Below are 12942 nucleotides of genomic sequence, written 5' to 3' on the forward strand. Positions count from 1 at the left end.
CCAAGAATGACAGGCAAACTTGCAAGTTTGTCTGTCGGGCTCCTACGCTCGGAGCATGCCCGACAAGGACCAGGAACGGCTCGCCACCGATCTCGGCGCGACGGTGTCCCTGCTGATGCGCCGGCTGCGCGCCGCCTCGCCGCAGGGCGAGCTGTCCCCCACACAGCGCGCGGTGCTCGCCCGTATCGACGCCGACGGGCCGTCCACCATCGCGGCGCTGGCCCGCGCCGAGCTGGTGCGTCCGCAGTCGATGCGGGTGACCGTCGGCGCCCTGGAGGAGCACGGGATCCTCGCCCGCAACCCGCACCCCACCGACGGGCGCCAGGTGGTCTTCTCGCTCACCGAGGAGGGCCGCCGGGTGCTCCGGGACGTCCGGGCCGCCAAGCACGACTGGCTCGCGGTGGCCGTCGCCGAGCGGTTGACCGCCGACGAGCGGCGGACGCTGGCCGAGGCGACCGCGTTGATACGACGGCTGACCGAGGAATGAGCGCCCCCGACGCCCCGGACCGGACCGCCGGCGGGACCGCCGCCGACCCCGTCGGCCCGGCCGCGCACCGCCCCGCGCCCCCGGCCGCCGACCGCGGCTTCGGCGCCCGGCTGATGGCGCCGCTGCTGCTGGGGTCGCTGCTCAATCCGATCAACTCGACGATGATCGCCACCGCGCTGGTGGCGATCGGCCGGGACTTCCGGGTCGGCGCCGCCGACACCGCGTGGCTGATCTCGGCGATGTACCTCGCCAGTGCGGTGGGCCAGCCGACGCTGGGCCGGGTCGCCGACCGGATCGGGCCGCGCCGGGTGTTCCTCGCCGGCACCGTGGCGGTCTGTGCGGCCGGACTGATCGGCGCGCTGGCGCCGACCTTCACGCTGCTGGTCGTCTCCCGGATCGTCCTCGGCATCGGGACCGCGGCCGCCTACCCGGCGGCGATGGCGATGCTGCGCGCCGAGTCTCGGCGGGTGGGCCGGCCCACCCCCCGGGCGGTGCTCGGGCGGCTCTCCCTGGCCGCGCTGGCGAGTGCCGCGGTCGGCCCCACCCTCGGCGGGCTGCTGGCCGCGACCGCGGGCTGGCGGGCGGTCTTCGCGGTCAACGTCCCCCTCGCGCTGCTGGCGCTGGTCGGTGCGCTGACCTGGCTCCCGGCCGACCGGGACGCCCGGGCCGCGCACGGTGCCGCGCCGGCCGACGCCGCCCGCGGTGGCCTGGACCCGTTCGGCATCGCGCTCTTCGCCTCCGCGCTGACCTGCGCGATGTTCTTCCTGCTGCGGCTGGACGCCCCGCGGTGGCCGCTGCTCGCGCCGACCGCGGCGCTGAGCGCCGTCCTGGTCTGGTGGCAGCTGCGCCACCCCCGGCCCTTCATCGACCTGCGGATGCTGGCCCGCAACCGGGCCCTGGCACTGACCTACCTCCGGCACGGGCTGACCTACCTGGTCATCTACTGCGTGCTGTACGGCTACAGCCAGTGGCTGGAGCAGGGGCACGGCTTCTCGTCGTTCCACGCCGGACTGGTGATGCTGCCGATGTCCGGCGCGGCCGCGCTCTGCTCGCTGGCCGGCGCCCGGACGAAGGGCATCCGCGCCCCGCTGACCGTCGCCGCGGCCTGCCTGACCGCGGGCAGCGCCGTCTTCCTGCTGCTGCACGGCACCAGTCCGCTGCCGCTGCTGCTCGTCGCGGGGGCACTGTTCGGCATCCCGCAGGGGCTGGCCTCCACCGGCAACCAAGCCGCCGTCTACGCCCAGGCCCCCGCCGACGGCGTGGGCGCGGCCGCCGGGCTCCAGCGCACCGCCCAGTACCTCGGCGCGATCACCGCGTCCAGCCTGATCGGGCTCTGGTACGGGCAGCGGGCCACGGACCCGGGACTGCACTCGATCGCGCTGACCGGCGTGATCCTCGGCGGGCTCCTGCTCGCCGTCACCCTCGCCGACCGGACGCTGCGCACCGCGGGCGGCCGGAGCTTCGGCTGATCCACCACCAACCACCGATCCACCATGGAGAGTTACCGTGCCTGCCAGCATTCTTGACCCGAACACCGCCCTGGTCCTGATCGACCTTCAGAAGGGCATCACCGGGCTGCCCACCGTCCACCCCGCCGACGAGGTCGTGGCCCGCGCGGCCCGGCTCGCGGCGGCGTTCCGCGCGCACGGCCTGCCGGTCGTCCTGGTGAACGTCACCGGTGGGGCGCCGGGCCGCACCGAGGCCGGGCGGGCCGGCGGCCACACCCCGCCGGCCGACTGGGCCGAGCTGGTCGGGGAACTGGACCGGCAGCCGGGCGACGTGCTCGTCACCAAGGAGCGGTGGGGCGCCTTCCACGGCACCGAGCTGGACGCCGAGTTGCGCCGGCGCGGCGTCACCCAGGTCGTGTTCGGCGGGATCGCCACCAGCATCGGCGTGGAGTCCAGCGCCCGCGCCGCGTACGCGCACGGCTACCACGTCACGGTCGCCGTCGACGCGGTGACCGACCTGGACCCGGAGGCGCACCGCAACAGCGTGGAGCGGATCTTCCCGCGGCTGGGCGAGACGGACACCACCGAGGCGATCATCGGCCTCCTGGGCTGAGGCCGGCGTCCGGTACGGGGTGCGGTTCGGGGTGCCGCTCGTGCCACCGCAGGGCGTCCTGCAACTGGGCGGCCAGTGAGATCAACCGCGGTTCGCCGTGCGCCGGGCCGAGCAGTTGCGCGCCCAGCGGCAGACCGTCGGCGCTGAAGCCGGCCGGGACGCTGATGCCCGGCCAGCCCAGCACGTTCCACGGCCAGGCGTACGGGCAGGCCGCGATCATGGCCCGGTCGGTCTGCCAGCCGCTGAGCCGGGCCAGGGTGCCCACGCGCGGCGGCGGGGTCGCGGTGGTCGGCGTCAGCAGCACGTCGTAGCGGCCGAACAGCGCGCCGATGCGGCTCTGCTGGCGCCGTTCCGCGGCCCGGGCGCGGCGCAGCACCGGTCCGCCGAGCAGGCGGCCCAGCCGCGCCGCCTCCCGGGTGCGGCGGTCCAGCAGCCGGGGGTCGGGGACCCGGGCGGCCCACTCGCCCACCCCGGCCGTGGCGCGCGGGACGAAGGCCAGTCCGACCAGCCCGTAGTCCGGTTCGGCCTCCTCGACGAAGTGGCCCAGGCCGGCCAGGGTGCGGGCCACCGCGGTGACCGCGGTCCGCACGTCGGGGTGCAGGGGTTTGCGGGTGAAGGTGGTGGGGGCCTTCCAGGCGAGCGCGATGCGCAGCTTCCCGGGGTCCCGGCCGGCCGCCTCGTGGGCCGCGATGGCCGGTGGCCGGTGCAGGTCGCCGGCGTGGTTGCCGCTGGCGACGTCCAGCAGCAGCGCGGCGTCCTGGACCGTGCGGGCCAGCGGGCCGATGCCGGTGATGCCTTGGAACGCCTCGGGGTCCGGCCAGGTGGAGATCCGGCCGCGCTGCGGTTTGATGCCGACGAGGTGGGACCAGGCGGCGGGGATCCGGACCGAGCCGGCGCCGTCGGTGCCGAGTGCGGCGGGGACCAGTCCGGCGGCGACCGCGGCGGCCGAGCCGCCGGAGGAGCCGCCGGGGGTGTGCGCGAGGTTCCAGGGGTTGCGGGTGTCGCCGAAGGCCGGGCCCTCGGTGAACGGCCACTGCCCGAGTTCGCAGGCGTTGGTCTTGCCGACGATGACCGCGCCGGCCGCGCGCAGCCGCCGGACGACCTCGGCGTCGTGCGGCTTGGGCGGGAACACCCCGGCGCAGCCGAACGCGGTGGGTTCGCCCGCCACGTCGGTGTCGTCCTTGACCGCGACCGGCACCCCCAGCAGCGGCAGCCGTTCCCCGTCGGCGAGCCGGCGGTCCGCCTCCGCGGCCTCGGCGAGCGCGGCCTCGGCCCGGACCCGGCGGAAGGCGTTGACACTCTCCTGGGTGGCGGCGATGCGGTCGAGGCAGCGCTGCACCAGCGCGGTGGCGGTGACCCGCCCGTCGGCCAGTGCCCGGGCCTGGTCGGCGAGCCCCTCCCACTGTCCGTCCAGGTGCCCGGCCGGGGCGGCGGACGCCGGGCGGCGGGGGCGTTCCGGGGACGATCCGGTCCGGCGTTCCTGGCTCTCGTCAACGCTCACGCTGCGTGCCCTCCCTGGGACCGCTCATGCCAACGAACGGTCCCAGGAGGCTAATAGGACCCGCGGGGGGCGGCAACGACGCCGCGCGGCGCGACACGCCGACGACACACGGACGGCACACACGGCCCGCCCGGGCGGCCTCGCAGGCGCCTCGCCGGTCGCCGGCCGCCCCGCGCGGGAGCGTCACGGCGCCGGCTGGACGACCCTCGCCGAGCCGCCGCCGCGCCGGACCTTCTCGGCCGCCGCGAGCCAGCGGCCGTCCGGCAGGCGCTGCACTCCGGTGGCCGCGCCGATCTCCGGGTTCAGCTTGAAGGTGTGGCCGAGGGCTTCGAGTTGCTTGCGCAGCGGGCTGTTCCACAGTGCCGGTTCGAGCTCGGTGGCGGCGGCGTTGCGCTGGCTGGCGCGCGGCGCCGCGATGGCGTCGACCAGCGACATCCCGCGGTCGAGGTGGTTGACCAGGGTCTGCAGCACGGTGGTGATGATGGTGGCGCCGCCGGGCGAGCCCAGCGCCAGTACGGGGTCGCCGTGGCGCAGCACGACGGTCGGGGAGATGGAGGAGCGCGGCCGCTTGCCGGGGCCGGGCAGGTTCGGGTCGTGCACGGCCGGGTCGGCGGGGGCGAAGGAGAAGTCGGTCAGTTCGTTGTTGAGCAGGAAGCCGCGGCCGGGGACGGCGATGCCGCTGCCGCCGGTCTGCTCGATGGTGAGGGTGTAGGCGACGACGTTGCCCCACTTGTCGGCGGCGGTGAGGTGGGTGGTGTTCTCGCCCTCGTAGGTCGTCGGCGCGGCCTTGCCGGTGGTGCCGCAGGGCGTCGGGTGGCGCGGGTCGCCGGGCGCGAGCGGGCTGGTGAGCGCCTTGTCGTCGTTGATCAGGCACTCCCGGGAGGCGGCGAACCGCTTGGAGGTGAGGCCCTTGACGGGGACGTTCTCGTAGGCCGGGTCGCCGACCCAGCGGCCGCGGTCGGCGAAGGCGATCCGGCTGGCCTCGATGTAGCGGTGCAGGAACTGCGTCTCGGACAGGTGCGAGAGGTCGCTCTTCTCCAGGATGTTGAGGGCCTCGGCGACGCTGGTGCCGCCGGAGGACGACGGGGCGATGCCGTAGACGTCCAGGCCGCGGTAGGTGGTGTGGGTCGGGCGGTGGCTGAGCGTGCGGTAGGCGCGCAGGTCGGCGGCGGTCAGGTCGCCGGGCCGGACCTTGCGGGTGGCGCCGGAGCGGACGGGGGGCTGCTGGACGGTGCGGACGATGTCCCGGCCGATGTCGCCGCGGTACAGCGCGCCGACGCCCTGCCGCCCCAACTCGCGGTAGGTGCGGGCCAGATCGGGGTTCTTCAGGGTCGAGCCGACGACGGGGAGCTTGCCGCCGGGCAGGAAGAGGTCGGCGGTGGCCGGGAAGTCGCGGAACCGCGCCTCGTTGTCGGCGGTCTGCTGGCGGAAGGTCGCGTCGACGGTGAAGCCGTTCGCGGCGATCTTCTCGGCCGGCCGGAGCACCTGCGCCAGGGAGCGGCTGCCCCACTTCTTGAGGGCGCTGTCCCAGGTGGCGGGGGTGCCGGGGGTGCCGATGCTGAGTCCGCTGGTGACCGCGTCGTCGAACGGTATCGGCTTGCCGTTCTCCAGGAAGAGGCCCTTGGTGGCGGAGCGGGGGGCGGTCTCGCGGCCGTCGAGGGTGCGGACGGTCTTGGACTTGGCGTCGTAGTAGACGAAGTAGCCGCCGCCTCCGACGCCGGCGGAGTAGGGCTCCGTGACGCCGAGGGCGGCGGCGGTGGCGACCGCGGCGTCGACCGCGTTGCCGCCCTTGCGGAGCACCTCGATGCCGGCGGCCGAGGCGTCCGCGTCGACGCTGGAGACCGCTCCGCCGTAGCCGACGGCGACCGGGGTCTTGGCGGGTGTGGTTGCGTCCTCGGCGGCGGGGCCGGGGTGGGGTGCCGCGGTCCGGGCGGCGGCCGGGACGGCCATCAGGGAACCGGCCAGTGCGGCCGCGACTCCCAGGACGGTGAGACGTCGGGCGTTCGACATACCTGGAATTCCTCCAAGGGCTGCGCGATGGGGGGCGGCAGGGGCCGGAGCCTACCGGGGCCAACACCGCGCCGACAGGGGGTGCTTCGGGGTGCGGCCGCGCCGTGCGGGGCGGCGCGGCCGCGGGGACGGTTCGGGCCGAGGTGTACGCTCCCGCCGATTCGGGACGCTTCCGGGCAAGCGGCGCGGACCGGCGGGCCGGCCTCGAACACCCGCCCGACAGCCGCTACGCTCGCCCGCCATGAACGACACCCTGCTGCTCCTGACCGCGGCGGTCGCCCTCCTGGTGGGGCTGGCCGCCGGCTGGGCCGGACCCTCGGCGGTGGCCCGCCGGAAGCGCGCCCGCGAACAGGACTTCTTCGGGCTGCCCGACGGCTCCGAGTGCGTCCTGGTCACCCACCGGGACAGCGCCGCGGCCCAGTGGAGCATCCCGCGGCATGACGCGCTGGCGCTGCTGGGACTGGCCTCGGTGGTCGAGAACTGCGGTGCGCACCCGGAGGTCGCCCCGCACGACACCGGGCTCCAGGGCTTCGGGGCGCGGACCGAGTTCTGCGTCGGCGACCCGACCGCGCACCGCCGGCTGGCGGCCCACATGGCGAACCTGCTGCCGGGCGTCGCGGTCCACCCGGGTGACGCGACCGGCGCCGGCCGGGGCACCCTGACGATCGGCGGGACGGCGTACCGGATCGAGCCGGGGGCGGTGGAGCACGTGCTGCTGGCCCGGCTGACGGCCGGGGAGGGCGGTCGGCCGGTGTTCCTGGCGGCCGGTCAGCGGCCGGTCACCCACCGGGCCGCGGTGCGCCACCTGGTCCGCAACCGGTCGCGGCTGGCCCGCCGGTACGGCGCGGACGGGCAGTTCGCGCTGCTGCTGAAGGTCGTCAACTCGCAGGCGTACGGGCCGGATGTGGTGGAGCTGGTGGCCGATGTCAGCAAGGCGGCGCTGGCTCCGCCGGAGGCCAAGGGGCAGCACCGGGCGACGGCCTGAGGCGGCTTCACCGACGGGCGGGGGTCCGACTTGTCTGCCAAGCTCGGGGCATGACTCCCCGGCCGCGAACGCCCTTGGTGCACTGGACCGGTGTGCTGCCGGTCGCGGCGGTGGTGCTGCTGGCCTTCATCTGGGGCCGGTCACTGCCCAGCGCGCTGGTGGGCGTGGTGTCGCTGTTCCTGGCCGCGGCGGTGCTGGCCGCGGTCCATCACGCGGAGGTGATCGCGCACCGGGTGGGCGAGCCGTTCGGGTCGCTGGTGCTGGCGGTCGCGGTGACCATCATCGAGGTGGCGCTGATCGTCACGTTGATGGTCGACGGCGGGGAGAAGAGCGCCGGGCTGGCGCGGGACACGGTCTTCGCCGCCGTCATGATCACCTGCAACGGCATCGTCGGGCTCTGCCTCCTGATCGGCGCGCTCAAGCGGCGGGTGGCGGTCTTCAACGCCGAGGGCACCGGGGCGGAGCTGGCCTCGGTCGCCACGCTGGCCGGGCTGAGCCTGGTGCTGCCGTCCTTCACCACCACGACGCCCGGGCCGCAGTTCTCCGGGCCGCAGCTGGTCTTCGCGGCGCTCGCGGCGCTGGCGCTGTACGGCCTGTTCGTCACCACCCAGACCATCCGGCACCGGGACTACTTCCTGCCGCTCACCACGGCCGGCGAGGTGATCGACACCGAGGACCACGCCGACCCGCCGTCCCTCAGGGCCGCCCTGAGCAGCCTGGGGCTGTTGGTGCTGGCGTTGGTCGCGGTGGTCGGGCTGGCCAAGGCGGTCTCGCCCACCATCGAGTCCGGGGTGGCCGCGGCGGGCCTGCCGTCGTCCGTGGTCGGCGTGGTGATCGCGCTGCTGGTGCTGCTGCCGGAGACCATCGCGGCGGTCCGGGCGGCCCGGCGGGACCGGATGCAGACCAGCATCAACCTCGGCCTGGGCTCGGCGATGGCCAGCATCGGCCTGACGATCCCGGCGGTCGCGCTGGCCACGATCTGGCTCAAGGGCCCGCTGGTCCTGGGCCTGGGGGCCAGCCACATGGTGCTGCTGACGCTCACCGTCGTCGTCGGCACCCTGACGGTGGTGCCCGGCCGGGCCACCGTGCTCCAGGGCAGCGTCCACCTGACGCTGCTGGCGGCGTACCTGGTGCTGGCGGTCAGCCCCTGACGGGTCGGGCGTGAGCGTGGTCACCCGGGGCGTCGGAACGCCGGAGAATGGTTTATCGTTCAATTGGCGGTGCGCCCAATGGGCCGCGCCCCACGAGCAGCCCCGGCTGGGTTCCCCCGCCCGGCCGGGGCTTCCCCCTCCCCCCCGTGCCCGGTACGGCGGCGTCCCGCCCCGTACGCCCGCGGCCGCACCACCCGTCTCGCTCCCCCCGCATGCCGCCGCGGCCGAACGCGCCTTGAATGCGAGGCATGTCGTCACCGAAAGCGCCGGACCGCCGGCGTCCCGAGGGCGCGCTGCGGCGCCTCGGGGAGTGGTGTGCCCGGCACGCCGTGGCCGTCGTCGTGCTGTGGCTGGTGGGACTGGCCGCGGTCCAGGTGCTCCAGCGGACGTGCGGCGGCCGGTACGCCGACGACTTCTGGCTCCCCGGAGCCCACTCCACCGTGGGGCGTGCGGTCCTCACCGCCCACCACCCGGCCGCCGGCGGGGACACCGGCCAGGTGGTACTGCACGCCGACCGACCGATGACCGAGGTCGCCGACCGGATCGCGAACGCCCGGGCGGCGCTCGCCCGGCTGCCGGCGGTGCGGTCCGCGCAGAGCCCGCTGCCACCGCCCGGTGCCCGGCCCGCGCCCCCGCCGCCCGGCGCGGCGCATACCGGGCCGCTGACCGCCGACGGCCGGACCGGCTACCTCGCGGTCCGCCTCCGCGACACCCCCGCCGACCTGGGGACGGACGTCCTGGCCGGCGTGGACCGGGCGGTGGCACCGCTGCGCGCGGCGGGCGTCCGCGTCGAGTACGGCGGGGTGCTCGGCGACCTGGCACGGCCGGCCGGCGACGACCGGCCGGGCGAACTGGTCGGATGCGCGGTGGCGCTGCTGGTGCTGCTGGCCGGGTGCGGCAGCGTCCTGGCCGCCGGGGTGCCGGTGCTGACCGCGTTGATCGGCGTGGTCGGCGGGTTGGGCTGCCTGGGGCTGCTCGGCGCCGCCTTCCCCTTCGCCACCGTCTCCCCCGCGGTGGCCACCATGCTCGGCCTCGGCGTCGGGATCGACGCCGCGCTGTTCCTGACCGCCCGTCACCGGCAGTACCTGGCGGACGGCGCGCCGGCGGCGGTCGCCGCGGGGCGGGCGGTGGCGAGCGGCGGCCGGACGGTACTGCGCCGCGGGGGCGCGGTGCTGCTCGCGCTGGCCGGGCTGCCGCTGGCCGGCATCGGCTTCCTCACCGGGGTGGGCGTCGCCGCGGCGCTCGCCGTCGTCACCGCGGTCCTCACGGCGCTGACCCTGGTGCCCGCCCTGCTCGGGCTGCTGGGCCGGCGGATCGAGCGGTTCCGGGTGCCCCGTCCGGGCGCCGTGGGGGTCCGGGCACCCGGCCCCCGCCGGGCGGCGCGCCATCCGTGGCCGTACCTGGTGGGCGCGGTGCTGGTGCTCGCGGTGCTCGCCGTCCCGGCGTGGTCGCTGCGGCCGGGGCACCTCGACGAGGGCGCCGACCCGCCGTCGTCCACCGGCCGCCGGGCGCACGACCTGCTGGCCGCCGCGTTCGGCCCCGGCGCGAACGGGCCGCTGACGCTGGTCATCGACCGCACCGCGGTGCCGGAGGCGGACCGCCCGGCGCTCGCGGACCAGGCCCGGCGCGTCCTGGGGCGGATCCCCGGCACCGCCGCGGTCACCCCGCTGCGGCCGTCCCCGGACGGCGCGGTGCTCTCCGCCACCGCCCAACCGCTGACGGCCCCGCAGGACGCGGCGACCACCGCGCTCACCCGGCGGCTGAGGGACTCCGTGCTGCCGCGGGCGGTCCGCGGGTACGAGGCGCACGGCTACGTCACGGGCGCCACCGCGGCCCGCGTCGACTTCGTGGCCCTGCTCGCCGCCCGGCTGCCGCTGATCATCGTGGCGCTGGTCGGCCTGGCGTTCCTGAACGTCCTGCTGCTGTGCCGGGGCGTGCTGATCGCGGTGCAGGCCGCGGCGTGCACCGGGCTGACGCTCGCGGCGTCCGTGGGGGTGGTGGTGGCCGTCTTCCAGTGGGGCTGGGGCGGCCCGGCACTGGGCGTCGCCGGCCCCGTTCCGGTGGAGGGGCACGTCCCGGTGACGTTGTGCGCGGTCCTCGTCGGAGTGGGCACGGGCTCCGCGCTCCTCGCGCTCTCCCCGGTCCGCCCCCGCCGGCCGCGGCACGCGGACCCGCCCCGAGACCCCTTCCCCGCCCCGGCGGTCCTCGCCGGGGCCGCGCTGGTGACGGCGGGCGTCTTCGCCGCCTTCGTGCTGAGCGACGACGTGGCGGTGCGGATGCTCGGGCTGGGTCTGGCGGTGGGCGTGCTGCTCGACGCGACGGTGGTGCGGCTGGCGCTGGTGCCCGCGCTGCTGGCGCTGCTGGGTCGGCGGGCCTGGTGGACGCCGTGGTGGTTGGCGCGGGCCGTGCCGGCCCGGGCCCCCGGGCCGGTGGACCCACCGCGGCCCGAGCCCCCGCGGCCCGCGGAACCGGTCGGGCAGCCCGGGGTGCCACCGCGCTGACCGCGGGCCGAACGGCCGCGGCCCGCGCACGGTGGCGCGGCCCCGGCCCGTCCTGCGGGGACCAGCGGGTCCGCCGATCATCGGAGTATGGCCCCGACCCCCGGGGGCGGCGGCGCGGCTCCGCCCCCGTATCCCGTGATCCGGCCGATGCTGGCCGTGCTCGGGCCGCTGCCGCCCGAGCACGAGCAGGCCGACTGGGCGTTCGAAGCCAAGTGGGACGGGGCCCGGTGCCTGGTCAACGCGCCCGGCGACGGCACCGTCCGGCTGGTCACCCGGGCCGGCAACGACGCCACCACCACCTACCCGGAGCTGGGGCCGCTCGGGCAGCAGTTGCGCGGGCGCCCCGCCGTGCTGGACGGCGAGGTGGTGGTGCTGGACCCGTCCGGGCGGCCGGACTTCGGGCTGTTGCAGCGTCGGATGGGCGTGCTCAACCCGCGCCGCACCGCCCGGTTGGCGATGGAGCTGCCGGCGCAGCTGGTGCTGTTCGACGTGATGTACCTGGCCGGGCCGCTGGTGGACGCGCCGTACCACGCGCGGCGGGCGGTGTTGGAGGGCCTGGGGCTGGCCGGCCCCAACTGGTCGGTGCCGGGGTACCTGGCCGGCCACGGCGACCGGGCGTGGCAGGCGGCGCTGCGCGGCGGCCTGGAAGGCGTGGTGGCCAAGCGGCTGTCCTCGCCGTACCTCCCCGGGGTGCGCTCGCCCGACTGGGTCAAGACCAAGCACGTGGAGTCGCTGGACGTCGTCATCGGCGGCTGGACGGAGGGGCACGGGGCGCTCGGCGGGCTGCCCGGGTCGGTGCTGGCGGGCGTGGTGGAACCGGGCGGGCTGCGGTTCGTGGGCGCCGTCGGGTCGGGCCTGTCCGACGCCGAGCGACGGGAACTGGCGAGCTACCTCGGCGTGATCCCGCTGGACCGCTCGCCGTTCGTCAACCCCGTGGACCAGACGGGGGTGCACTGGACGGAACCCCGGCTGGTGGCCGAGATCACCTTCAGCGGCTGGACCTCGGCGGGCCGGATCCGGCATCCGGTCTGGCACCGGCTGCGGCCCGACCTGACCCGGCTGGGCTGACCCGGCTGGGCTGAGCCGCCCGGCCCGGCCGGCACGGGGCCGCGGGGCCCGGACGGGGCACGACCGTGGGACGGCACGGACGTGACCACCGGTACGGGTCGCCTCACCGGCGGCCCGGCGCCGTCACGGGCGGCAGAACGCCGCCACCGCGACCGAGCCTCCGGCGTTCTCGTCGTCCGAGCCGAGGACGCCGCTGCGGGAGCCGGGCAGACAGACCAGCGCCTCGACCTTGTGGCCGGCGACCGTCGCCAGCCGCCGCGGACGCGCGGACACCGTCAGCCGGACCCGGCCGTCCGCGGTGACGCCGACCCGTCCGGCGTCGTACAGCGCGGAGGCGAACGGGCCGTCGTCCCCCGGGTCGGCCGCCGACGACACGGTCAACCGGCCGTCCGCGGCGGCCTTCACGTCCGAGACGTGCCGGACGTCAGCCGTCGGATAGGGCGCCCGGAATTCCGCCGAGACCGGCTTTCCGAAGGAGTTGTCCGCCGGATTCCACACGGCCGCCGACAACGTCGCCGGACGGTCGTCCTGACCGCGGTCCGCCCACACCGCGACGGTTTTGCCGTGGCTGACGAAGAGCGCGAAACCCTCGTAATTGGCGTCCGGCGAAATTCCGGGCAACTCGAAGGTGCCGAGCACCCGCGCGGTGTCGCCCTCCCGGACGACGCGGTAGGCGGTGCCGCTGCTCGCCAGCGCCACGAACTCGTGCGGGCGGCCGGGGACCGCGTCGATCGCCTCCAGGTCCACCGGCAGGTCGCCGACCCAGTCGAGCGGCTGCACCTGCGGTCCGGCGTCGGGGCGCAGACCTATCGCCACCAGCCGGTTCTGGCCCGGCTTCTTGTTGTCGCGGACGCCGACGGCGTCGATCGCGGCGCCGTGCCGGCCCTCGATCGCCAGGCCGCTGATGCCGGCCGTGATGCCGTCCCCGACCCGCTGCCAGTCGGTGCCGCCGGGGCGGGACGCGGCGGCCGGATGCTGCTCCTGTGCGGTGGCCGTCGTCGGCGCCAGCAACGCGACACCGGCGAGGGCCACACCTATTGCCTTCTTGATCATCGGGCGATGATAGGTGAATCCCCTCAATTACCGGTGAGTTGGCGTTTTCGCATTCCGCGGGGCTCCGGACATTCCCTCAGGATTCACCGTGCGCCGGGCGGCTGACGCACCGGGAGAATCCCCCG

10 protein-coding genes are annotated in these 12942 nt (G+C 76.1%); 7 read left to right on the forward strand and 3 right to left on the reverse strand.

The features are described 5' to 3' along the window. The first annotated feature begins 55 nt into the window (after positions 1-55). From ACJ6WD_RS03130 to ACJ6WD_RS03140, 3 genes are read left to right on the forward strand one after another with little or no spacing between them, the layout of a single operon-like run. A complete protein-coding gene (locus ACJ6WD_RS03130) occupies positions 56-487 on the forward strand; it encodes a MarR family winged helix-turn-helix transcriptional regulator (RefSeq protein WP_233660648.1) in 432 nt (143 codons plus the stop codon). Beyond that, positions 484-1956: an MFS transporter gene (locus ACJ6WD_RS03135; RefSeq protein WP_407615091.1), complete on the forward strand. Its 1473-nt coding sequence runs from the start codon at positions 484-486 to the stop codon at positions 1954-1956. The genes ACJ6WD_RS03130 and ACJ6WD_RS03135 overlap by 4 nt, the downstream gene beginning before the upstream one ends. A gap of 37 nt (positions 1957-1993) precedes the next feature. Beyond that, positions 1994-2548 carry an isochorismatase family protein gene (locus tag ACJ6WD_RS03140; protein WP_376446374.1) on the forward strand — a complete coding sequence of 185 codons (555 nt, stop codon included), beginning with the start codon at positions 1994-1996 and terminating at the stop codon, positions 2546-2548. Here the strand turns inward: ACJ6WD_RS03140 and ACJ6WD_RS03145 are convergent. Together ACJ6WD_RS03145 and ggt are read right to left on the reverse strand one after the other, a co-directional pair. Beyond that, entirely contained in the window at positions 2529-4049 is a 1521-nt protein-coding gene (locus tag ACJ6WD_RS03145; protein ID WP_233660651.1) for an amidase, read from the reverse strand. The genes ACJ6WD_RS03140 and ACJ6WD_RS03145 overlap by 20 nt on opposite strands. Positions 4050-4232: 183 nt before the next feature. Then, positions 4233-6059: a gamma-glutamyltransferase gene (gene ggt / locus ACJ6WD_RS03150; protein ID WP_233660652.1), complete on the reverse strand. Its 1827-nt coding sequence runs from the start codon at positions 6057-6059 to the stop codon at positions 4233-4235. A gap of 241 nt (positions 6060-6300) precedes the next feature. On the opposite strand from ggt, the gene ACJ6WD_RS03155 reads away from it, so the two are divergent. The 4 genes from ACJ6WD_RS03155 (at position 6301) to ligD (ending at position 11764) form a co-directional block, all read left to right on the forward strand. Next, on the forward strand, positions 6301-7044 hold the full coding sequence (locus tag ACJ6WD_RS03155) for a hypothetical protein (protein ID WP_331249523.1): 744 nt from the start codon (positions 6301-6303) through the stop codon (positions 7042-7044). 50 nt (positions 7045-7094) lie between these two features. After that, positions 7095-8195 (forward strand): calcium:proton antiporter, encoded by a 1101-nt coding sequence (locus ACJ6WD_RS03160; RefSeq protein WP_233660654.1) that lies wholly within the window; start codon positions 7095-7097, stop codon positions 8193-8195. Positions 8196-8443: 248 nt separating this feature from the next. After that, positions 8444-10696 (forward strand): MMPL family transporter, encoded by a 2253-nt coding sequence (locus ACJ6WD_RS03165; protein ID WP_407615092.1) that lies wholly within the window; start codon positions 8444-8446, stop codon positions 10694-10696. An 87-nt stretch (positions 10697-10783) separates the two neighbouring features. Then, positions 10784-11764, forward strand: a complete 981-nt coding sequence (gene ligD, locus ACJ6WD_RS03170; RefSeq protein WP_233660656.1) for a non-homologous end-joining DNA ligase — start codon at positions 10784-10786, stop codon at positions 11762-11764. Positions 11765-11887: 123 nt separating this feature from the next. On the opposite strand, the gene ACJ6WD_RS03175 is transcribed toward ligD, so the two are convergent. After that, the gene (locus ACJ6WD_RS03175) at positions 11888-12817 is read right to left on the reverse strand and encodes a hypothetical protein (RefSeq protein WP_407615093.1); all 930 of its coding nucleotides are present in this window, start codon (positions 12815-12817) and stop codon (positions 11888-11890) included. Positions 12818-12942 lie beyond the last annotated feature (125 nt).

Source organism: Streptomyces sp. VTCC 41912 (assembly GCF_045799175.1).
Classification (GTDB): domain Bacteria; phylum Actinomycetota; class Actinomycetes; order Streptomycetales; family Streptomycetaceae; genus Streptomyces; species Streptomyces albulus_C.

Bases quoted from the DNA above. Each gene is read 5' to 3' on its own strand.
- ACJ6WD_RS03130 (WP_233660648.1), top strand. From the start codon at position 56: ATGCCCGACAAGGACCAGGAACGGCTCGCCACCGATCTCGGCGCGACG.
- ACJ6WD_RS03135 (WP_407615091.1), top strand. From the start codon at position 484: ATGAGCGCCCCCGACGCCCCGGACCGGACCGCCGGCGGGACCGCCGCC.
- ggt (WP_233660652.1), bottom strand. From the start codon at position 6,059: ATGTCGAACGCCCGACGTCTCACCGTCCTGGGAGTCGCGGCCGCACTG.
- ACJ6WD_RS03155 (WP_331249523.1), top strand. From the start codon at position 6,301: ATGAACGACACCCTGCTGCTCCTGACCGCGGCGGTCGCCCTCCTGGTG.
- ACJ6WD_RS03160 (WP_233660654.1), top strand. From the start codon at position 7,095: ATGACTCCCCGGCCGCGAACGCCCTTGGTGCACTGGACCGGTGTGCTG.
- ACJ6WD_RS03165 (WP_407615092.1), top strand. From the start codon at position 8,444: ATGTCGTCACCGAAAGCGCCGGACCGCCGGCGTCCCGAGGGCGCGCTG.
- ligD (WP_233660656.1), top strand. From the start codon at position 10,784: ATGGCCCCGACCCCCGGGGGCGGCGGCGCGGCTCCGCCCCCGTATCCC.
- ACJ6WD_RS03175 (WP_407615093.1), bottom strand. From the start codon at position 12,817: ATGATCAAGAAGGCAATAGGTGTGGCCCTCGCCGGTGTCGCGTTGCTG.